The following is a 22,089-nucleotide window of genomic DNA, read 5'->3' on the forward strand; positions in this document are numbered from 1 at the left end:
ATAATGAGATTAAGTAGAAATATGTCCGCTATGAGGATATTTAATAGCTATACTAAGAATTTAGTAGCTCAGTCTAAGGCTTATGGTAGTATTAGTTCAGGTAATAAGATACAGACCTATAGAGATGATCCTAATGCTAAGGCTAAGAGTGATAAGTTGAAGTTAGAGATTAGAGGTCTTCAAATGGCCACTAGAAATATTCAAGATAGTGTAAGTCTTATGCAAACCATGGATGGTGGTATGCAAAGTATAAGTGAATCCTTGCAAAGGGCTAGAGAACTTATGGTTCAAGCTGGAGGAGCAACTACGCCGGAAGATAGAGCAGTTATTCAAAAGGAAATAGATCAGAATCTAGAACATATAACTTATACTGCTAATAATACGGAGATGAATGGTGTAAAGCTGTTAGCCGATAAAAATAATCCAGGTGATACAGTGGATCTACTTATTGGAGCAACTAGTGATTATGTAACTAAACTGCCAACATATAATTTAACATCTACAGGACTGGGACTTGTGAATGCTGACGGTAGCAATAAAATAAGTGTGGAGAATATGAATGATGGGTTAGAACGCTTAGATTATGCTATAGATAAGCTGAATTCTGGAAGAGGAAAGTATGGAGCTCTAAGTAATAGAATGGAGTCTACTGCAGATTATACCAGTGAAATAGTAGGTAAGGTTGAAGGGGCAGAAGGTGAAATTACTGGTACTGATATAGCGCTAGAAATGGTTGAATATGCTAAAAACTCAATTTTAGTGGAATCGGGTATGGCTATGATGGCTCAAAGTAATGAATTTCCACAGGATATTCTACAAATATTGAGCAATGTATATCCTAATAGGTAGAGAAAAAGTAATTTCGTGTAGTAAATAAGGTATTTTAAGTAAAAAGTAAATAATTTACGTTTAAAAGGTTGAATGGAAGAAAAATATAGTATATAATGCAGATATGTGAAAAAATTAAATAGGCAAAATTGACGAAAGTTAGTGACGCAAAGCTATAGGGGCTAAGCCTAAGGGTATGCCAGCCAGTTGCCAAAGAGTAAGTATACTTTTTGTTTTAGGTATTATAGAAGTAAATAATATTTTTATTTTAACCTTGTTGTAATTAAAAGCTACTCTTTTTGAGTAGCTTTTTTTATATAAAATTTATAGTTTTTCATATAAAAGTTGCAATTGGCTTTATAAAATATACCATATTGTAAATGATTACCCAGGTTTATGTTTTACAATGAGTGTTTTACATAAAATTACATGCAACCATATTATTCAATCTTTACCATGCTATTTTTTACTAATGATGAATTTTGTAGATTTATTTCTATTTAAAGTAAGTTTAAAGTGTATAAAATAAATAAAAAATCGTATAACTAACAAAAAAAAGAAGGGATTTAAGTATTTATGTCTAATTTATAAACATCAAGTATGTTTTAGTAGAAAATGGAGGTATAAAATGTCACAAAATGAAGTATATGGATTATTAAAAAAATCTATGAATGTAACTGTTGAGGCGAATAAAGTTATTGCTAATAATATTGCAAATGTAAATATAAAAAACTATAAGAGATATTATGTTCCCTTTGAACAAGTGATGGAAGAATCAACAGCTAATGGTAATTTAAAAACTACAAATGAAAAACATATAGGCATTGAAAGCAAAGATGTACAAGTTAAAAGAGATGACAGTGCATCTATGCGAGAAGATGGAAATAATGTGGATATTGAAACAGAAATGACAAGTCAAGCTGCTAATACTATGATGTATGAATCTTTAGTTAGATTTGCCAGTGGAAAGCTAAATAGTACAAGTAGAGTTATAAAAGGAGGAAACTAAAAGTGGAGGCATTTAGAGGAATGAGAATTTCAGCTAGTGGTCTTACTGCAGAAAGATTAAGAATGGATACTATCTCTTCTAATATTGTTAATGCAGGAACTACTAGAGGAAAAGATGGGAAACCTTATGTAAGAAAAATTGCGATGTTTCAAGAGAACTTAAAGGAAGCCTACAATAAAAGCAATGGAAAAGTAGAGGACAAGTTAAATGGGGTTAAAGCAGTTGGCATTGTAGATGATGAATCAGAACTTATTAAAGTATATAATCCAAGTCATCCAGATGCAGATGAAGAAGGATTTGTAACTATGCCAAATGTAAATATCTCCAATGAAATGGTGGAGTTAATAGCATCAAGTAGAGCTTATGAAGCCAATGTCAATGCAATGAACGCACAAAAAAGTATGTTTTTAAAAACTTTAGAAATAGGTAAATAAAAGATGGGAGTAGTACTTTATGATGAACAATTACATACCAAATGCAACAATTTTTCAAAATGAGCTAAGGGAAATTTATGGGGTAAAAGAAAAGGATACTGAAGAGAATAGCACTTCGAGTGGCACAGGATTTGCAGCTGTTATAAAGGATGAATTGCAAAAGGTCAACGATCTACAAGTTGAAGCAGATAACAATGTAACAGGATATATTGCAGGAGAAAAAAGTATCCATGAAGTAGTATTAGCTACAGAAGAGGCATCTATGTCCCTAGAGCTTGCTATTCAAATAAGAAATAAGCTAGTTGATGCTTATAAGGAATTTAATAATATGCAAGTATAATGGGGGTAAGGATTAGATGAGTAAGCTATCGGAGCTAATGAAGAAGATAAAAGATAAGTGGAATTCCATGTCGAAAACTAGAAAGATAGCTTTAGTGATAATTGCGGTGGTGACTTTTATAGCAGTAGGAACACTACTTTATGTATCACTTAAACCAAAGTATACAGTTTTATTTTCAAATATGGATTCCCAAGATTCAGGAAAGATTATAGCCAATCTAGAGGGCAAAGGAACTAAGTATAAAATAGAAGGAAATTCCATTTTAGTTGAAAAGTCTCAAGTAGATAAACTGAGAATGGAAATGCTGTCAGAGGTTCAAATAACAGAAGGAAGCCAAGGCTTCGAACTTTTTGATAAGGGTAGCATTGGGGCCACAGATGAAGAATCAAGAATAATGTATCAAAGAGCACTTTCTGGAGAACTTGAAAGAACTATAAAGGGTTTTGAAGAAGTTGAGGCTGCAAAAGTAAACTTAGTTTTACCAACCAACTCAGCCTTTGTAACTAAACCAACTCCTGCTAGTGCTTCAGTAACGGTAAAGTTAGTGCCAGGAAATGAACTTTCACCTGAGCAAGTTAAAGCTATTGTACACTTAGTAACAGGTAGTGTGGAAAACTTAGATAAGGAAGACGTTACAATAGTATCAGACAATCTAAAGTTATTAACGGAAGGTTTGTTTGATAATGAAAAAGGAACCCAGGCTACTAGTACAGAAAATCAAATTGATTCAACTAAAAAAGTTGAGAAAGAATATGAAAAGAAAATCTTAAATGTATTAGAACCAATATATAAAGATAATGTAAAAGTATCTGTAAATGCACAGCTCAATTTTGACGCTGTAAAGCAGAATAATGTTACATATGATCCAAAGGGATCCGCAGTAGTAAGTGAGCATATTATTAAAGACAATAGTAAGGGTACTGAAAATACTTCAGGAAGTACTGTAGATAATAATATGACTAATGAGCAAGATGCAGAAAAAGATACTGAAAAAGCAGGCTATTCGGAAGAAACAAGAAATTTTAATAATACTAAGAGTGAAGAAACAGTTGTCAAGGCACCAGGTCAAGTGGAGAGAATTACCACATCTGTTGTTGTAAATGGAGATATGGATAATGCAACTAAGAATACTATAAAAAATTTAGTATCTGATGCCATTGGTTTTAATGAGGCACGAGGTGATGGAATTTCAGTTGAAAGTTTAGCCTTTAATGATGATTATAAAACACAAGCTGAAGAAGAAATTAACGCTATGAAGGAAGCCGAAGCAAAATCTAGAAGGATTAAGCTTATTGCTTTAGGAGTAGGAGCAGTTATAGCACTTATACTTATTATTGTAGTTGTTTCTATTATTAGAAGTAAGAGAAAAGAAGATGATGAAGAAGATGAAGAGGCTATAGAAGGGCTAGATGTAGTTATAGGAGATGAAACTTTAGAAACAGTGGCGGATTTATACAAAGATTTAGATTTAGAAGCAGAAACTGAAAGAGAAAAGATCATGAAAGAAGTTAAAAAATATGCAGAAAAGAAACCTGAACAGGTAGCGGATATTATAAAATCATGGATGACTGATGAAGAAGGGAGATAGTAATGGCTAAAACAGAAAAATTTACAGGTATTCAAAAGGCAGCAATATTATTTATCTCTTTGGGACCAGATGCATCTGCAGCAATAATAAAAAGATTAAATGAAAGAGATATACAAAAGATAACCTATGAGATTGCTAATATGTCATCGGTTAAAGCTGAGGACAGACAAGCTGTTTTAGATGAATTTATGGAATTAAATAAGGCTAAGGATTATATTCTTGAAGGTGGAGTAGAGTATGCTAGAAGCGTTTTATCTAAAGCTTTAGGAACTCAAAAGGCCAACGATATTCTAGAGAGAGTTACAGAGTTTTCACAGCAGTTTAGACCTTTTTCTATTGCTAGAAAAGCCGATGCAACTCAGCTTATGAATGTAATTTCAGGAGAACATCCTCAGACTATAGCATTAATACTTTGTCATCTACAGCCGGACAAAGCGGGACAGATAATGTCTGCACTTCCATCTGAATTACAGAGTGAAGTTGCTTTTAGAGTTGCTACTATGAGTAATATATATCCGGTGGTAGTGAAGGAAATTGAAGAGGTATTAAATAGTAAGTTATCTTCAGTGGTTACTAGTGAAAGTAGTGTTATAGGAGGAGTTCAATCTTTAGTTAATATACTTAACCAAGTTGATAGGACTACAGAGAAAAACATTACAGAAGGTCTTGAAAGGGAAGATATGGAACTTGCAGATAAAGTTAAGGAATCTATGTTTGTATTTGAGGATATTATTACTATCAATGATGTGGAAATTCAAAGAATTTTACGTGAGGTTGATAATAAGGAGCTATGTATGGCTCTAAAGGGTACTTCAGAACAAGTAATAGAAACTATATCAAGAAACCTTTCAAAACGTGCAGCAGCTACATTGAAAGAAGATATGGAATTCTTAGGACCTGTAAGACTTATGGATGTTGAAAAAGCTCAACAAAAAATTGTTGCTTTAATTAGAAGACTAGATGAAGCTGGAGAAATAACAATTGTAAGAGGTGGAGACGATGCACTCATCTTATAGGGTAATAAAAAGTGTTAATGTATGTGAAAGTGGAACCAAGGCAATAGATACAGACTTTTATATAGAGCCAGCTCCCATAGTAGAGGAGACTATAGAGCTTGAGGATACTAATCCTAGGAGTATGGAGGAGTATCTAAAACTAAAGAAAAAGGGTGAAGAAATAGTTGAAAATGCCCATAAAGAAGGGGAAGCTATTCTTGCAAATGCAAATGAAAAAGTAGAAGAGATCTTATATGAAGCCAAGGAAGATGGATTTAATAAGGGTTATGAAGAAGGCCATAGTATTGGTTATAAAGAAGGATATGACAAGGCTTATGATGAAGGAGTAAAAAAAGGTGAAGAAATAATTCAAAATGCAAATTTTATTCTTTATCAAGCTAAGGAAGAGTATGATAAATTTCTTAAGTCTAAGGAAATTGGCATTAGAAAAATTATTGTAAATGCCGTAGAAAATATGCTTAAAAAAGAGTTGGAAAATAAGGAAGCACTAAATGGATTACTTTTCAACATCCTATCTGAAGAGAAAAATGCCAAGATGATAATTATAAGGGTAGCACCTAACTATTTAGAAGAAATAGAGACAAAGATAGAAGAATTCAAGCATAGTATGGGCATCAGAGGAGAAGTTGTGGTTTTACAGGATAATTATTTAGATTATGGAACCTTAGTTGTTGAAAAGGATGATGGAAAAACCACCTTTACTATTAAGGGGAGCATAGAGAAACTAAAGGAAATTCTCATGGAAGCATAGAGGAAGATGGTATTATGATTAATTTGAATATAGGAGACATTGAAAAAAGTATTAGTAAAACAAATTTTAATCATATGGAAGGCGTAGTTAAAAACATTATAGGTCTTACCATTGAAGTAAAAGGAGTTAAGGGTTTTGTAGGGGAAATTTTCCACATATATAATGAGGAAAATAAAACTATAGTCTGTGAAGTAGTAGGTTTTAAAGATGGAAATTTGATTCTTATGCCCCTTGGAAACCTAATAGGGATATCTCCTGGATGCAGAGTAGAGAGAACAGGAAAGCAGTTAAGTATAAAGTGTTCAGATGAACTTTTAGGAAGAGTTTTAGATGGAATTGGAAATCCTTTAGATGAAAAGGAATTGTCCCTTTATAAGAATTATCCCTTGGAAGCTATGCCACCAGACCCATTGAAGAGAAGAAGGATTAAAGAAGTTCTTCCTACAGGGGTAAGAGCCATTGATGGATTTCTTACTTGTGGTGAAGGACAAAGGATTGGTATCTTTGCTGGTTCAGGGGTAGGAAAAAGTACTACTCTTGGAATGATTGCTAGAGAAGCTAAGGCTGATGTAAATGTAATATCCCTAATAGGAGAAAGAGGTAGAGAGGTTTTAGATTTTATAGAAAAGGATCTAGGTCCAGAAGGGTTAAAGAAATCTGTAGTAGTATGTGCTACATCTGATCAACCAGCTCTTGTTAGGCTAAAGGGTGCGTTTACTGCTACAGCCATTGCGGAATACTTTAGAGATAAAGGATTAAAGGTTATTCTTATGATGGATTCAGTAACCCGTTTTGCTATGGCACAAAGGGAAATTGGTCTTGCCATAGGAGAGCCTCCAGCTACTAAAGGATATACTCCTTCGGTTTTTGCAATGTTACCTAAACTTCTTGAGCGTAGCGGTATGTCTGACAAAGGGTCTATTACAGCTTTTTATACAGTCCTTGTTGATGGAGATGACTTTAATGAACCCATTGCAGATGCGGTAAGAGGTATTTTAGATGGACATATTGTCTTAAGCCGTGATCTAGCTACTAAAAATCATTATCCAGCCATAGATGTACTTAAAAGTGTATCTAGACTTATGCCAGAAATTGCAGAGGAAATCCATATAAAGGCTGCCTCACTTGCTAGAGATTTAATGGCCTCTTATAAAGAAGCAGAAGATTTAATAAATCTAGGAGCTTATGTAAAGGGAAGTAATTCTAAAATAGATATGGCCATTGAGTATATAGATAGTATAAATGGATTTTTAACTCAAGAAATAAAAGAAGGTTGCGAAATTGAAGCTAGTAAAGACATGCTTATTAATATGTTTAAATAAAGGTGGTGTAAATTTTGGGACAAACTTATAAATTTAAATTACAAAGGTTATTGGATTTAAGAGAAAAAGAAGAAGATGGTAAAAAAATAGTTTTTATGGAGGCCCTAAGGGAAAAGAACAGGGTAGAAGAAGAACTTAAAAGTCTAGAGGATAGTTTCCAAAGATACTCTACTGTGAATAATAACATGAGTGTAACTGAAAGAAAAATTCAACATCATTATTTAAATCTATTAAATAGTACTATTGATATTACACAAGAAAAGCTTAAAACTGATGAAGAAAGAGTGACGCTCACTAGGAAGGAATTAGTTACTGCTCAAGTAAATAAAAAGATTGTAGGCATATTAAAAGATAAGGATCAGGCAGCATTTATAAAAGAAGAAAATCGAATAGAACAAATTCAAAATGATGAATTTGCACTTTATGGATTTATACGTGAGTGTGGGAGGCGATAAATTTGATGGAAATGGCACAATTTAGTGTTGGAAATGACCTGTATAAAGGTAGTAGTACTAGTGTTAAAGTTAAAAAATCTGAAGGAAATAAAGGATATTCTAATAAGGAATTTTCCAAGGAACTTAAAAACTACAGTACAGATAATGAAAGCTCTAAAACTAAATCAGTAAATTCTATTAAGCAAGAAAAAGTTAAAGAGCCTTCGAAGGATTACATAGTGAGCTCTGAGGAAATTCATGAAGATGAAAAGCTAATTACCTCAGAAGATATGCAGTCACTAATAAATCTAATAATAACTCTTTTGAATAAGGAGGATACTCCTAAGGATGAAATGGTTTCTTCTGATCTTATCAGTGGAAATGAAGGTAAAGTGGAACTACAACCTTTAATAGACCTTTTAGGAAGTGAAAAAAAGGCAAATGGCCTATTAGAATTATTAAGGGAAGCATCAATTAGTAGTGACATGAAAAATAAACTTACAGAGTTATTAACTTTAATTAATGAAGATATTACTGAGCTAGACAATAGTAGTGAAAGTCTTATGAAACTATTAACAGCAGAAGAAGGTATAGATAATGATGATCTAATAAGTCAGTTACAAAAAATAGTTTCAATGAAAGATGCTAATAAAGAAGAGGAGCCTTTAAATATACCTAGAAGAATAGAACTGGAAGCTAATGTTATAGAAAAAAGTAGTGTAGTAGCTAGAGTAGAAAATAATGAAGAAAGTAGTAGTAAAGATAGTAAGTTTTCAAAGGAAACAGCTATTTTGAATAAAGTAATTAATGGTGAAGAGAAGGATTCAAAGGTTACAAGAGCTGCTGATTTTATGTCATACTTTGAAAATAGTGTACAAAAATCAGGAGAAGTATCTAGTGAAAAGCCTATAGCTATTACAAAGAGTGATCTTAATAATGATGTGATAAAAGCTTTATCATACATGGATAAAAATGGGGTTAAGGATTTAACTGTAAAGATTTATCCTAAAGAGTTAGGTGAAATATCCATATCTGTAAGTATGGAACAAGGTGCTTTAAAGGCAATGATTAAGGCTACATCAAAGGAAACTGTAGAGATGTTAGCTTTAGGACTTAAAGACATAAATGAAAAGTTAAATGGAAACAACATAAAAATACAATCAGTAGATATAGGACTGTATGAAGAGGATACTACCTATTATGCCCATGAAAATAGCCAAGGCAAAGCATATGAAAATGGTGGACAAAGAGGAAGTGAAAATGGTAGACAAGGTTCAGAGGTGAATATAGTTGAAGAGGATGTTATATCTGAAGCTAATGTGAAATCCTCTAATGAGATAGATTTACTAGTTTAGGAGATGATGAAATGGCAATATCAACCCATAATACAAAAGTAACATCAGAAGTTTTGGGAAATAAAACGGAAAATGGCACACCTATTGTAAAACCAGGGGCAGAGCTTGACAAAAATTCCTTCTTTAAAATATTAGCTGCTGAGCTTTCTAATCAGGATCCAACTCAATCACAAGATACTACTGCATATGTCTCACAGTTAGCTCAATTTACAACCCTTGAACAGATGAGTTCATTAAATTCTACAATGACTCTTTCTTCTGCGCAAGGATTAACTGGAAAATTTGTAGCCTTAGATGCCTTAGATGCTAATGGAGTACCTCAGTGTGGCGTAGTTAGGGCTGTGTATAAACATAAGGGAGACGTTTATGTTACTGTGGAAGGTGTAGATGGAAAATATACAGATTATGAATATAGCCAAGTTACAGATGTCATTGATTCAGGAGATCCCAATATGGATAACTTAACCTTCTCTAATGCAGTAACATTGATGGGTAAAATTGTTGAAATAGCACTACCAGCAGATACATCTGTAGAAAAGCCTAAGGAAGATGGCAAGGAAGAAGAAAAGCCAGTAAAGCCTAAGAGTATTACAGGGAAAGTTCTAGAAGTATATAGGGATGCAGAAGGCATCAAGCTTAAGGTTGAAGTTGAAGTTGATGGAAAAATAGAAATTAGAGATTACTTATTTGACTCTGTAATTGGAGTAAAAGGTTAATAAAATTATATTAAAAAATAGAGAATCGGAGGGATAGTATAATATGTTAAATTCAATGTACTCAGGGATATCAGGTTTAGGAGCAAATCAAAAAAAGTTAGATGTAATAGGAAATAACGTGGCTAACTCAGGAACTACTTCCTTTAAATCATCTTCAGTTACTTTTCAAGATAGTATGTATCAAAGTTATAAGGGAGCATCAGGTCCAGGATTAAACTTAGGAGGAGTTAACCCTTCTAGAGTTGGTATGGGAGTTTCTATACAAAGTATAGTAACAAATATGGCTCAAGGAAGTCTGCAACCAACAGGAAGACCTTATGATGTAGCTGTAGATGGAACAGGATATTTTATAGTAGCTAAAGGAAAAGAAAATGGCACAATAACAGTTAATCCAGATCAAAGTATGGAATCTACGACTTTAGAGAGTTTTTATACAAGAGATGGTTCATTTAAGGTAGATAGTAAGGGAAATCTTCTGAATTCTAATGGATATAGAATTATGGGTTATGCTATAAGTGATGGAACAGCAACATCTCCATTAGGTGGAATAGTTAATTATGTAGATGGAGAATCTGAAAACTTAAATGCTAATCAAAATGAATTAGTAGCACTTAAAATACCAGAGACTGTTTCTAAGCTAGTAACTGATAAAGATGGAAATCCAGAAGTAGATGCTGGTGGAAATCCAACAGGAAGAAGAGAAGATGTTAGAATTCAAGGTTTCTCTATAGAAAATGATGGATTAATTAAGGCTGTCCTTGCTGATGGTAGTACTACTGTTCTTGGACAAGTTGCCATGGCATCATTTACCAACAATGAAGGTCTTGAAAAAATAGGAAATAATCTGTATACTCCTTCAGCAAACTCAGGTAATCCATTAGCTAGAGTTGGAAAATATAATAATGAAGCTGCTTTAGGTGTAAGAGAAGATAATGGAAAGGCATATGGAAAAATTCTAAATGGATTCTTAGAGATGTCAAATGTTGATTTATCTGCACAGTTTACAGATATGATAGTTGCAACTCGTTCTTTCCAAGCTTGCGGTAAAATCATCACAACTGCAGATGAAATATTACAAGAACTTGTAAATTTAAAAAGATAATCTATTTAAATATGTAAATGTGATTTTCCTTAGGCTAAGACAGTGTTTATATTGATCTTAGCTTAAGTAAATTTACTATATCATAGGAGGTATAGGAGAATATGATAGAGGTTAATCCCTTAAATGGAAACAAATTTATTCTTAATAGTAATCACATTGAAAAAATTGAAGAAATCCCAGAGACAGTAATTACCTTAGTCAATGGAAAAAAGTATTTAGTTAAAGAAAGTTCTAAAGAAATAGTTGATAAGGTTATAGAGTTTAGACGAAAATACTGGGCAAATGTACGGTTGGAGGAAAGCAATGAAGAAGAATGATATGTTAACAGCTATAGGTTTTGTGATTGCAATTGTTCTTGTATTTTATGGAATGCTAAATGGAGGATCGTTAAAGCTATTCTTTGATGTACCATCCTTAGCTATAACAGTAGGAGGGTCCTTCGGTGCACTTTTAATGTCTTATCCAATGAATGAAATAAAAAGATTTATCAAGGTTGCAGCACAAGCTTTCAAAGAAGATGGAACATCTAAGGTAGATAATATTGCACTATTTGTTAATTTATCTAAAAAAGCTAGAAGAGATGGACTACTTTCTTTAGAAGAAGATATACAAGAGATTAGTAACGAGTTTGTTAAAAAAGGCTTAAATATGATAGTTGACGGTATTGAACCTGAATCTATTAGAGAAGTTATGACTTTAGAAATTAAAGAATTAGAAAAAAGACATGAAGATGCAGCATCTATGTTCACAACTTGGGGAGCATATGCTCCAGCCATGGGTATGATTGGAACATTGATTGGACTTATTCAAATGCTTGCTAACCTATCAGATGCAGACAACTTAGCATCAGGTATGGGTAAGGCTCTTATTACAACTTTTTATGGATCAATGCTTGCTAACTTAGTTGTACTTCCTATAGCAGGAAAGCTGAATTATAAAACATCTAAGGAAGTAAACCAAATGGAAATGATGATTGAAGGAGTACTTTCTATACAATCAGGAGTAAACCCAAGGGTAATTGAAGATAAAATGATAGTATATTTATCACCAGAGGATAGAGTAAAGTATTTAAGTAGTGTTAATCAAGGAGAGTAGGTGAATAATTATGGCCAAGAAAGACATAAAAACTGATGGGTGGTTAGCTACTTATGCAGATACTGTTACTTTGCTATTAACCTTCTTTGTTTTACTTTATTCACTATCAACTATAGACTCACAAAAATTTCAGCAGATAGCTGTAGCCATGCAAAGTGCTTTTAGTGGTAAGGCTGATAGGTCCATACTTGAATTTAACTCAAGTAGTGGTGATGTACCTATAGTTGGAAAGCCACAGCTTACAGTGGAGGATATTCAAGAAAATGAAGACTTGGAAATTTTAGAGGACGTATTAACTTACATTAAGGAAAATGATTTAGAGAATGATGTTCAAATATATGAAGATGAAAAAGGTCTTAATATCCAGATGAAGGATTCGGTGCTTTTTGATACTGGAAAGGCAGAACTAAGGTCAGATAGTAAAAACGTATTAGATAAGGTTAGTGACTTAATTGGAAAGGTAGATAACAAGATTATAATTGAAGGTCATACAGATAATGTACCAATTAACACACCAGCTATGCCAAATAACTGGCACCTATCTTCTGCTAGAGCATTAAGCGTACTGGATTATTTTCTTGGTAGTAAAAAGATTTTAAATCCTCAAAGATTTTCAGCTCAGGGATGTGGAGAGTATAGACCTATAGCAAAAAACGATACGGATGAAGGTCGAGCTAAAAATAGAAGAGTTAATATTATAGTTGTAACTAATGTAAAGGAGCAAGGAAATGAGCAAGAAAAATAGTAATGGCAATGAGTTAGAAAAAGAAAAGGGCGGAAGTTCTAAATTGGTTCTAATTATAGTAACCGCTATAGTAATATTTGCACTTATAAGTGGAGCTGTATTTGTTGGATATACCATTGCAACAAAGAATGTAGGTAAAAATAATAATGGCACTAGTGAAAGTAATGTAGTAGAAAAGGAAGCTACCTTAAATTTAGACGAGTTCTTAGTAAATTTAAGTGATGAGGGAAAGTCTAAATTTGTAAAGGTGAAAATTTCCTTAGGTTCGAATTTAGAGAATAAGGATTTGCAAGAAGAACTTACAGCAAAGATTCCACAAATAAGAGACTGTATAAATAAGGTATTAAGAGCTAAGAAATCTACGGATTTTAAAACAGAGGGAGATGCTTTATTAAAAGAAGAGATAGTCGTAAAGGCAAATGAACTTTTAAATAGTGGTAAGATAACCAATATTTACTTCACAGATATAATTGTTCAATAGGTGACCTATGGATAGTCAATTGATTTTAACCTTATTAAAACTTGTAATATTTTTCCCATTAGTTATAGGATTAATTCTTTGGCTAGGGAAGACTGTTGAGAAATATAGTCACATAAACAGAAAATCTACAATGAGAGTAGTAGAGAGACTAACCATTAGTAAGGATAACTCTCTGCTCATTGTAAAGATAAGAGATAAATATTATTTAGTAACTTCAGCTCAAGGAAAAATAGAAATTGTAGAAGAAGTTGCAGGGGAAGATTACAAAGAAATTGAAATGATTAAATTAAAGAATAGTAGTGAGTTAAAACAAATTTTTAAAGACAAGTATCTTAAATGGAGAAAGTAAAATATTATTTTAGGAATAAAGGGATAATACATATGAAAAAATTTGATCTAAAAAAGTTTATAAAACCCATAACGCTAATACTACTGGTGTTTTGTGTTATTTCAATTAGTAGTAAAGTAGCTTATGCTACTGGAGATACCATGCCAATTCCAGATATAAATATATCCTTTGGTGATGGGGATGCAAAAACTCCTACTGAATATGTGGACAATATAAAATTATTATTAGTACTAACAGTACTTACAATACTTCCATCAATCCTTATAATGACCACAGGATTTATAAGAATTGTAACAGTACTTTCTTTCTTTAAGAGTGCTATAGGAGCTACATCACTGCCAAAACAAATAATTGTTGGGTTGTCCTTATTTTTAACTTTTTTTGTAATGGCACCTACCTTTTCAGAAATTAATGAAAAGGCAGTTCAGCCTTATATGAAGGAAGAAATAACAATGGATGTTGCTATAGATAAAGGGATAAAGCCCATGAGGGAATTTATGTTAAAGCAAACTAGAGTAAAAGATTTAAAGTTGTTTCTTGAAGCTGGAAAGGTAGAGGACGCTATTAAAGTAGAAAAGGATGCAGATGGTAAGGAAACTTATAATTATGATGATGTTCCACTTTATACAATTGTACCAGCCTTTGTTATAAGTGAGTTAAGAACAGCCTTTGAAATAGGATTTTTGTTATTTATACCATTTATATTGGTGGACATTGTAACAGCTAGTGTTCTTATGTCTATGGGTATGTTTATGTTACCGCCAGCTATGATTTCTCTGCCATTTAAATTACTTTTATTTGTATTAGTAGATGGATGGAATTTGTTAAGTCAATCCTTAATACTAGGATTTTAGAGAGGTGATGTAATATGACACAGACTATGGTGGTTGCAATATTACAGGATATGGTGAAGACAGCTTTAATGGCAGCTGGACCAATACTACTTACAGCTACGGTAGTAGGTCTTTTGATAAGTATATTTCAAGCCACAACTCAGATACAAGAACAAACTTTAACCTTTGTACCTAAAATAATAGCTGTGGCAATAGTGGGAATAATTACTGCCACATTTATAGGAAACACAGTGATAGGTTTTACTCAAAGAATTTTTTCAATAATTTCTAATATAGGAGCTTAGGTGGGATAACGTTGGTAGATATTTTAATGTTTATAGCTTTTTTAATGGTGTTTATGAGGATAACATCCTTGATTTTTACAGTGCCAACCTTTTTCCCAACAGGAACACCAAATATAGCAAAGATTGGTGTAGGACTTATTATATCCATGATTTTATCTCCCATAATCAGTACTGAAGCATTACCAGAAATAAGTAATATGTTTGTTTTAATAGTGCTTATAGGTAAAGAAGTAATTATAGGAATATGTCTAGGATATATAGTAAATTTACTGTTTAGTGTTGTACAAATGGCAGGACAAATTATGGATTTTTCCATGGGCTTTTCTATGATGAGTCTATTTGACCCAGTTGCAGGTGAAAACATATCAGTAATGGGAAGGTTGATGTACTGGATTTGTCTTGCTGTATTTATGTTAGTTGATGGACATCTTATTTTAGTGCAGTGTCTTATAGATAGTTTTACTTCAGTTCCTGTAGGGACTGTAACCTTTAATAAAGAAATTTTGGGATATATTATTCAAGTTGTATTTGAATTTTTTACTATTGGGATTAAGATTGCAGTGCCAATAATGCTTATAATACTTATGACGGAAATTGTATTGGGCTTGGTATCAAGAGTTATGCCTCAGCTTAATGCTATGATACTAGGAATGCCAATCAAGATTTTTGTTGGACTTGCAACCTTTGTAATTTCTATTCCTTTAATTATGAAAATTATAGCTTCAAATTTTGGTGCTATTAAGCATATATTCTCGGAAATATTCACTATGATGCCCTTTATATTAATTTCCGCATCTAATGATAGTGGAGATAAAACGGAAAAACCTACTCCTAAAAAGCTTCAAGATGCTAAGAAAAAAGGTCAAGTAGCTAAAAGTAAGGAATTATCTTCTGCCTTAACTCTTTTAGCAGCTACTTTAGTTATAGCTATCTTAAGTAGCTTTGTGCTAAAGGTATTAAGCTCCAGTATGACAAAGTATCTAGGGAGTTACTTAAATTTTCAATTAAGCCAAGAGAGTTTAGTAGGACTTTTAATAAAGGTATTCATAGATATATTTAAAATATTTATACCAGTGGCAGTTCCTATTATGGTTATAGGCGTAATTGGATCAATAATTCAAACTGGTTTTATATATACTGGAGATCCATTAAAACCTAAGTTTAGCAAACTAAATCCTATAAGTGGATTTAAAAGAATGTTTTCTATAAGATCCTTAGTGGATTTAGTAAAAAATTTAGGTATTGTTTCTATTGTAGGATATATAGGATATAAGTTTGTTATAGATAATTACTATAGTCTTTTGAACTTTGGAAATCTTAAAACAGGAACAATACTTACAGAATTGGCTAGTTTAATAATTAATGTTTTTGTTAAAGTTGGGATAGCCTTATTAATAATAGGATGCATAGATTTTTTATATCAGAAATTCCAACATAATAAGGATTTAAAAATGACTAAACAAGAGATAAAGGAAGAATATAAACAACAAGAAGGAGACCCTATAGTTAAGGGAAAAAGAAAACAAAAGCAAAGAGAAATGGCTATGAGAAGAATGATGCAATCAGTACCAGATGCTACTGTTGTAATTACAAACCCAACTCACATTGCGGTGGCTTTGAAATATGAAGAAAATAGTGGAAAAGCACCGATAGTTGTGGCAAAGGGCAGTGAGTATGTGGCGTTAAAGATTAAGGAAAAGGCTATTGAAAATAATGTACCAATTATAGAAAATAAACCATTAGCTAGACTCATGTTCAAAGAAGTGGATTTAGATAAGGAAATTCCCTTTGATATGTATAAGGCAGTGGCAGAAATATTAGTATTAGTTTATAAAATGAAGAAATAATGTAAAAAGGATGATAATTATGCTTAAAGATAAGGGATTTAGTATTAAGAATAACTTAGATATAATAGTAGCATTTGGGGTAATTCTTATTGTACTAATGATAATTATACCATTACCCCCAGGAATACTTGATATTTTCTTTGCCATTAATATTTCAATATCTATAGTTATAATGTTACTTACAATGTTTACTACAAATGTATTGCAACTATCAGTATTCCCAACATTATTACTTGTAACTACCCTATTTAGGTTAGCACTAAATGTATCATCTACTAGACTTATTCTAGGACAAGCAGATGCAGGAAAGATAGTGCAAGCTTTTGGAGAGTTCGTAATTGGTGGAAACTATTTCGTAGGAATAATAATATTTTTAATTATTGTTATTATACAGTTTTTAGTTATAACTAGTGGTGCTGGAAGAGTATCTGAGGTTTCAGCAAGATTCACCTTAGATGCAATGCCAGGAAAGCAAATGAGTATAGATGCAGATTTAAATGCAGGAATGATTACAGAAGAAGATGCTAGGAAAAAGAGACTTGACCTTCAAAGGGAAGCAGATTTTTATGGAGCTATGGATGGTGCATCTAAATTTGTTAAAGGTGATGCCATAGCAGGTATTATAATTACTATAATAAATATTTTAGGTGGTATTGTTATAGGGGCAGTAATGATGGATATGAGCATAGGCGAGTCTGCTGCTAAGTTTACACAACTCACCATAGGAGATGGACTTGTAAGTCAATTACCTGCACTGTTAATTTCTACAGCTTCGGGTATCTTAGTTACTCGTTCAGGAAGCGATGATAACTTTGGAGCACAGGTATCATCACAATTGACAGCATTCCCAGTAGTTATAGCAATTGCATCTCTAGTACTTTTTATCCTTGGAATAATTCCAGGGATGCCTACACTAGTATTCTTTGCTCTATCTGCAGCATCAGGAACAAGTGCTTATCTAATGTATAAGGATGAAAAGCAACAAGCTAAGCAGAAGATAGAAATAGAAGAAAAGGAAATTGTAGAGAGTGAGAGTAGAGAGCCAGAAAATGTGATGAATTTAATTTCTGTTGAGCCATTAGAGGTAGAAATAGGCTATGGACTTATTCCTATGGCTGATGAATCCTCAGGAGGAGATTTATTGCAGAGAATCTCATCAGTGAGAAGACAATGTGCTATAGAGATGGGAATTGTGGTTCAACCTATTAGAATTAGAGACAATCTGCAAATTAGAAATAATGAATATGTAATAAAGATAAGAGGAACAGTGATAGCTAGAGCGGACATAATGCCAAGCATGTTTCTATGTATGAATCCTTCTGGAGAAGATATAAATATTCAAGGAATAAAGACCATAGAACCTACCTTTGGAATAGAAGCTCTTTGGATAAATAAGGATCAAAGAGAAGATGCAGAGATAAAGGGACTTACTGTGGTAGATCCAACTACAGTTATGGTTACTCATCTTACAGAAACTATTAAAGCTCATTCTTATGAACTTCTTGGACGTCAAGAAACTAAAGTTATTTTAGATTCTGTAAAGGAAAAGTATCCTACTGTGGTAGAGGAACTTGTACCGGACCTTATGACCATAGGAGAAATTCAAAAGGTGTTACAAGGACTTTTAAAAGAGAAGGTATCTATAAAAGACATGGTAACTATATTAGAATGTCTTGCTGATAATTCGCGAAATACTAAGGATATTGAAATGTTAACGGAATATGTAAGATTTTCATTAAGTAGAACTATTTGCAATGATCTAGTGGATGATGAACATAGAATTACTGCAGTAACCATATCTCCAGATATAGAAAAACTAATAGGAAGTAATATTCAAAAATCTATGCAGGGTTCTTTCCCAGCAATAAATCCAGATATTACAACAGAAATATTTAATAGTATTAAGGGAATGTTAGAAAGTACACACTTTCCAACTAATATACCTATAATTCTAGTTTCTCCAAGAATTAGACCAGCTTTTAGAAAGCTTATAGAAATGGTATTTCCAAGCATTGTAGTGTTATCTTTAAATGAAATACCTAATGATGTAGAGATAAGGACCGAAGGAGTTGTATCTATCTAATGATTATAAAGAAATATGTAGCTTCTACCATGAAGGAAGCATTAAGTAAGATAGGTAAGGAGTTAGGAAAAGATGCTGTAATTATAAGTCAGAGAGCTATAAGAAAGCCTGGTATTAAAGGGTTGTTTTCTCCTAAAGTAGTGGAGATAACCGCAGCTGTTGAATCTAAATCTAATGATTTAAGTTGGGATGATAAAGAAATAAACAGTAAGAGTATTTTACCAGTAGATATAGTGGAAAATGATGAAGTGGAGCTAAGACAAGAAGTTGAAACAATGAAGAGTCTTATAAATTCCTATTTTTCTACTCAAAGCAATAATTCTATAAATGAAGAAATTAAATTAGAAGAATTAGATAACAAAAACAAAGAAGAAAGTGAGTTGCAACAAGAAAAGACTAATAATAGTGAAATTTATTTTAAAGAAGCCAAGGAAAGACTTAGAGAAGTAGATATATCTAAAGATATAATTGAAGAATTAATAGAAACTATAAAAATAAATAAACAAGTGTCTTCCGTTGATGAAATCATGAATGGAATTAAAGAGGAACTTGGCGCTATTATAAAAATAGATTCTAGTGAAATAAATGGAACCATAGCTTTAGTTGGTCCTACAGGAGTAGGAAAAACTACAACTATAGCAAAGCTAGCAGGGGAGCTAGCTCTTGTAAAAAAGAAAAAGGTAGGTTTAATTACTGTAGACACCTATAGAATAGGAGCAGTAGAACAGTTAAAAACCTATGCAGATATTATGAATATTGATTTTAAAGTGGTATTTTCATTAGCTGAGATGGAAGAAGCTATAAACTCAATGAAAGACTGTGATGTGATCTTATTAGATACTACTGGAAGGAGTAGTAAAAATACTATGCAAGTATTAGAATTGAAGGCTTTTCTAGATAGGGCTAAGGTGGATAATGCTTATTTAGTAGTCAGTGCTACTACTAAGAGTGGTGACATGGACATCATAGCTAATGGATTTTCTAATATAAATTACAAGGGACTAATACTAACTAAGCTAGATGAGACTTCAACTTATGGTTCCATACTAAATATATGTAGAAGGACTCAAGTTCCTATTAAATTTATCACTGTAGGCCAGAATGTACCAGATGATATAAAGGTACCATTGGAGGATGAGATAATAAAATTGGTGTTAGGGGAAAATAGTATATGTTAGACCAGGCTTCAAGATTAAGACAAATGGTATTTGAAAAGCAAGATACTATGGAAGAAGGCAATAATAATACTAAAATCTTTACCATAACTTCCGGTAAGGGAGGGGTAGGTAAGAGTAACATGGTAATTAATTTAGCAATTTCTCTTAAAAAACTAGGGAAAAAGGTCTTAGTACTAGATGCAGATTTAGGTATGGGCAATGTAGATGTTTTAATAGGGACTATACCTAGATATACCATTTTTGATATAATATTAAATAATAAATCTGTTAATGAGGTAGTAATAAATGGACCTTTAGGTATAAAAATTTTATGTGGAGGTACAGGACTTTCTAGATTAGATGACTTAAATAGGTCGCAAAGAGAAGTTTTAATTAATAAGTTAGGAGAAATAAAAGATTTTGACTATATATTAATTGATACAGGAGCAGGCATAAATAGAACAGTTATGGCCTTTATAGAGTGTAGTCATGAAGTTTTTATTGTGACTACCCCGGAACCAACAGCATTAACGGATGCATATAGCTTATTAAAAACCATATGTAATCATAATGTGAAAAATAGAGCAAAGATTATTGTTAATAAGGTTTTAAGCAAGGAAGAAGGAAATGATACATTTAATAGACTTAATAGTTCAGCAAATAGATTTCTAGGAGCTAATCTAGTGCATTTAGGAAACATCGCTGAAGATAAAAAATTAGTGCAAGCTGTAAGGATGCAAAGACCTGTGGTATTGTCTTTCCCTAAAAGTGAAGTAAGTGAAAACATTGAGTCTATTGCAAAGGGGTTAGAAGGTATATCTTATAATAAGGGCAATAGCATCCAGGGTATATTTAAAAAAATGCTTAATATTTTTTCATAGGAGGAGAGTATGAAAGCTAATAATATGATGGAAATCAATAATAAAATAGAGATTTATACAAAAAATCGAGAATTAGCAAAATCAAAAATTCAGGATATTGATGAAGATGGTATATATATAGCTATAGCTACACCTATACTAAATGGCATAAGCTATCCCTTAAGTACTGGAGACACAGTTAAGTGTAATTATAATGATGGAAAAGGTAATATATATAATTTTCAAGCTAAGGTGAAAGGGAGAAAATTTGATAAAATAGCCTTGATTACATTGGAAAGAGAAAGTGAATTGCATAAGGTACAAAGAAGAGACTATGTAAGATTGCCATTTATAAATGCTATGAAATATTCACCAATAGATAAGTATAATGAAAGTGTCCTCAGGGATATTGAAAACTGCGATTATAGGGAAGGACAAACTTTAGATTTAAGTGGTGGAGGTATTAGAATAAAGGTAAAGGAAAGTCTTAATTTAGGGCAACTAGTTATGTTGAATACTAAGATTAATAACGAAGATATATTAGCCTTAGGTAAAATCGTTAGAGATGAAACACAAAATAAAAATGAATATGTATATGGAGTAAAATTTCAATTTATTGATGATAAGGTAAGGGAAAATATAATACAGTTTATTTTTAAGAATATGAGAAAGTTAATGAAAACAAAGTAGGAGGGAAATGATGTGTCTGTAGCTTGTGATGTAGATGTTAGAGAAGAAATAATTAAAAAAAATATACCTCTTGTAAAGTATATTGCTTCCAAGATTATCGTAGGAAAAAATAAATATGTTGAATATGAAGACTTAATAAGTTATGGAATGATTGGGCTTATGGATGCTATAAATAAGTTTGATGACACTAAGGGTATGAAATTTTCCACCTATGCTGCCATAAGAATAAATGGAAGTATTATAGATGAAATACGAAAAAATAGTCCTATATCTAAAAGAGCCATCGATAAGCTTAATAGATACAATAAGGTAGTGGAAGAATTACAAAATAAACTTTACAGAGAACCAAAAGATATTGAAGTAGCTGAAAGAATGGAAATAAGTTTAAAGGAGCTTACAGATATACAAGGTTATGTAAACTATATTTCAATGATGTCCTTAGAAACTATTTTATTTGGTGATGATGAGGAAATGTCTTTAATCAATTCCATAGAGGATACTAAAAGTCCTTCTCCACAAAAGTCTTTGGAAGAAAAAGAAATGCTAGAGTACTTGAGGAGAGGCCTGGATAATCTAAAGGAAAGAGATAGACTTATACTAAATCTATACTACTTTGAAAAACTTACTTTAAAACAAGTAGGAGCAGTGTTAGAAGTATCAGAATCAAGAGTTTGTCAACTTCATAGTAGAGCTATTTTAAATTTAAGAAAAGAAATTGAGAAACTCCAATATGATATTAAGTCATAGAA

General features: G+C 32.3%; 25 protein-coding genes and 1 riboswitch. All 25 genes read left to right on the top strand.

Annotated elements, in window-relative coordinates:
- Positions 1–3 precede the first annotated feature (3 nt).
- Positions 4–849, top strand: a complete 846-nt coding sequence (locus tag B2P65_RS15500; protein WP_346847882.1) for a flagellin — start codon at positions 4–6, stop codon at positions 847–849.
- A gap of 111 nt (positions 850–960) precedes the next feature.
- A riboswitch (cyclic di-GMP riboswitch) is annotated at positions 961–1,043 on the top strand.
- A 413-nt stretch (positions 1,044–1,456) separates the two neighbouring features.
- Positions 1,457–1,837 carry a flagellar basal body rod protein FlgB gene (flgB, locus tag B2P65_RS15505; RefSeq protein WP_346847883.1) on the top strand — a complete coding sequence of 127 codons (381 nt, stop codon included), beginning with the start codon at positions 1,457–1,459 and terminating at the stop codon, positions 1,835–1,837.
- Between the two features lie 2 nt (positions 1,838–1,839).
- Positions 1,840–2,271: a flagellar basal body rod protein FlgC gene (gene flgC, locus B2P65_RS15510; RefSeq protein ID WP_084178021.1), complete on the top strand. Its 432-nt coding sequence runs from the start codon at positions 1,840–1,842 to the stop codon at positions 2,269–2,271.
- A 19-nt stretch (positions 2,272–2,290) separates the two neighbouring features.
- Positions 2,291–2,611 carry a flagellar hook-basal body complex protein FliE gene (gene fliE, locus B2P65_RS15515; protein ID WP_346847884.1) on the top strand — a complete coding sequence of 107 codons (321 nt, stop codon included), beginning with the start codon at positions 2,291–2,293 and terminating at the stop codon, positions 2,609–2,611.
- A 16-nt stretch (positions 2,612–2,627) separates the two neighbouring features.
- The gene (gene fliF, locus B2P65_RS15520; RefSeq protein WP_346847885.1) at positions 2,628–4,199 is read left to right on the top strand and encodes a flagellar basal-body MS-ring/collar protein FliF; all 1,572 of its coding nucleotides are present in this window, start codon (positions 2,628–2,630) and stop codon (positions 4,197–4,199) included.
- Positions 4,200–4,201: 2 nt separating this feature from the next.
- A complete protein-coding gene (fliG, locus tag B2P65_RS15525; protein WP_346847886.1) occupies positions 4,202–5,215 on the top strand; it encodes a flagellar motor switch protein FliG in 1,014 nt (337 codons plus the stop codon).
- Positions 5,199–5,966 carry a FliH/SctL family protein gene (locus B2P65_RS15530; protein WP_346847887.1) on the top strand — a complete coding sequence of 256 codons (768 nt, stop codon included), beginning with the start codon at positions 5,199–5,201 and terminating at the stop codon, positions 5,964–5,966. Before fliG ends, B2P65_RS15530 begins: the two co-directional genes overlap by 17 nt.
- A 14-nt stretch (positions 5,967–5,980) precedes the next feature.
- Positions 5,981–7,288 (top strand): flagellar protein export ATPase FliI, encoded by a 1,308-nt coding sequence (fliI, locus tag B2P65_RS15535; RefSeq protein WP_346880486.1) that lies wholly within the window; start codon positions 5,981–5,983, stop codon positions 7,286–7,288.
- Positions 7,289–7,302: 14 nt separating this feature from the next.
- Entirely contained in the window at positions 7,303–7,743 is a 441-nt protein-coding gene (gene fliJ / locus B2P65_RS15540) for a flagellar export protein FliJ (RefSeq protein WP_346880487.1), read from the top strand.
- A 5-nt stretch (positions 7,744–7,748) separates the two neighbouring features.
- On the top strand, positions 7,749–9,077 hold the full coding sequence (locus tag B2P65_RS15545; protein WP_346880489.1) for a flagellar hook-length control protein FliK: 1,329 nt from the start codon (positions 7,749–7,751) through the stop codon (positions 9,075–9,077).
- Positions 9,078–9,088: 11 nt separating this feature from the next.
- A complete protein-coding gene (locus tag B2P65_RS15550) occupies positions 9,089–9,793 on the top strand; it encodes a flagellar hook capping FlgD N-terminal domain-containing protein (protein WP_346847890.1) in 705 nt (234 codons plus the stop codon).
- Between the two features lie 43 nt (positions 9,794–9,836).
- A complete protein-coding gene (locus B2P65_RS15555; RefSeq protein ID WP_346847891.1) occupies positions 9,837–10,895 on the top strand; it encodes a flagellar hook-basal body complex protein in 1,059 nt (352 codons plus the stop codon).
- Positions 10,896–10,996: 101 nt separating this feature from the next.
- Entirely contained in the window at positions 10,997–11,212 is a 216-nt protein-coding gene (locus tag B2P65_RS15560) for a flagellar FlbD family protein (protein ID WP_346847892.1), read from the top strand.
- Complete coding sequence (locus B2P65_RS15565) at positions 11,199–11,990, top strand: motility protein A (RefSeq protein ID WP_346847893.1); 792 nt, start codon at positions 11,199–11,201, stop codon at positions 11,988–11,990. Before B2P65_RS15560 ends, B2P65_RS15565 begins: the two co-directional genes overlap by 14 nt.
- Before the next feature lie 10 nt (positions 11,991–12,000).
- Positions 12,001–12,735, top strand: coding sequence for an OmpA family protein (locus B2P65_RS15570; RefSeq protein WP_346847894.1), 735 nt, complete (start codon positions 12,001–12,003; stop codon positions 12,733–12,735).
- Positions 12,719–13,216: a flagellar basal body-associated FliL family protein gene (locus B2P65_RS15575; RefSeq protein ID WP_346847895.1), complete on the top strand. Its 498-nt coding sequence runs from the start codon at positions 12,719–12,721 to the stop codon at positions 13,214–13,216. Before B2P65_RS15570 ends, B2P65_RS15575 begins: the two co-directional genes overlap by 17 nt.
- 7 nt (positions 13,217–13,223) lie before the next feature.
- The gene (locus B2P65_RS15580) at positions 13,224–13,565 is read left to right on the top strand and encodes a flagellar biosynthetic protein FliO (RefSeq protein ID WP_346877382.1); all 342 of its coding nucleotides are present in this window, start codon (positions 13,224–13,226) and stop codon (positions 13,563–13,565) included.
- Between the two features lie 32 nt (positions 13,566–13,597).
- Positions 13,598–14,419 carry a flagellar type III secretion system pore protein FliP gene (gene fliP, locus B2P65_RS15585; protein WP_346877383.1) on the top strand — a complete coding sequence of 274 codons (822 nt, stop codon included), beginning with the start codon at positions 13,598–13,600 and terminating at the stop codon, positions 14,417–14,419.
- A 14-nt stretch (positions 14,420–14,433) separates the two neighbouring features.
- A complete protein-coding gene (locus B2P65_RS15590; protein WP_346847898.1) occupies positions 14,434–14,703 on the top strand; it encodes a flagellar biosynthetic protein FliQ in 270 nt (89 codons plus the stop codon).
- Positions 14,704–14,714: 11 nt separating this feature from the next.
- A complete protein-coding gene (locus B2P65_RS15595; protein ID WP_346847899.1) occupies positions 14,715–16,550 on the top strand; it encodes a fused FliR family export protein/FlhB family type III secretion system protein in 1,836 nt (611 codons plus the stop codon).
- Between the two features lie 19 nt (positions 16,551–16,569).
- Positions 16,570–18,633 (top strand): flagellar biosynthesis protein FlhA, encoded by a 2,064-nt coding sequence (gene flhA / locus B2P65_RS15600; RefSeq protein WP_346847900.1) that lies wholly within the window; start codon positions 16,570–16,572, stop codon positions 18,631–18,633.
- Complete coding sequence (gene flhF, locus B2P65_RS15605) at positions 18,633–19,811, top strand: flagellar biosynthesis protein FlhF (protein ID WP_346877385.1); 1,179 nt, start codon at positions 18,633–18,635, stop codon at positions 19,809–19,811. The genes flhA and flhF overlap by 1 nt, the downstream gene beginning before the upstream one ends.
- Positions 19,805–20,671, top strand: coding sequence for a MinD/ParA family protein (locus B2P65_RS15610; protein WP_346847902.1), 867 nt, complete (start codon positions 19,805–19,807; stop codon positions 20,669–20,671). Before flhF ends, B2P65_RS15610 begins: the two co-directional genes overlap by 7 nt.
- Positions 20,672–20,680: 9 nt before the next feature.
- On the top strand, positions 20,681–21,340 hold the full coding sequence (locus tag B2P65_RS15615; protein WP_346847903.1) for a flagellar brake protein: 660 nt from the start codon (positions 20,681–20,683) through the stop codon (positions 21,338–21,340).
- 12 nt (positions 21,341–21,352) lie between these two features.
- On the top strand, positions 21,353–22,087 hold the full coding sequence (locus tag B2P65_RS15620; RefSeq protein ID WP_346847904.1) for a FliA/WhiG family RNA polymerase sigma factor: 735 nt from the start codon (positions 21,353–21,355) through the stop codon (positions 22,085–22,087).
- The last annotated feature ends 2 nt before the right edge of the window (positions 22,088–22,089 follow it).

Source organism: Clostridium sp. UBA3061, assembly GCF_002367465.1.
Taxonomy (GTDB): Bacteria; Bacillota; Clostridia; order Clostridiales; family Clostridiaceae; genus Clostridium_J; species Clostridium_J sulfidigenes.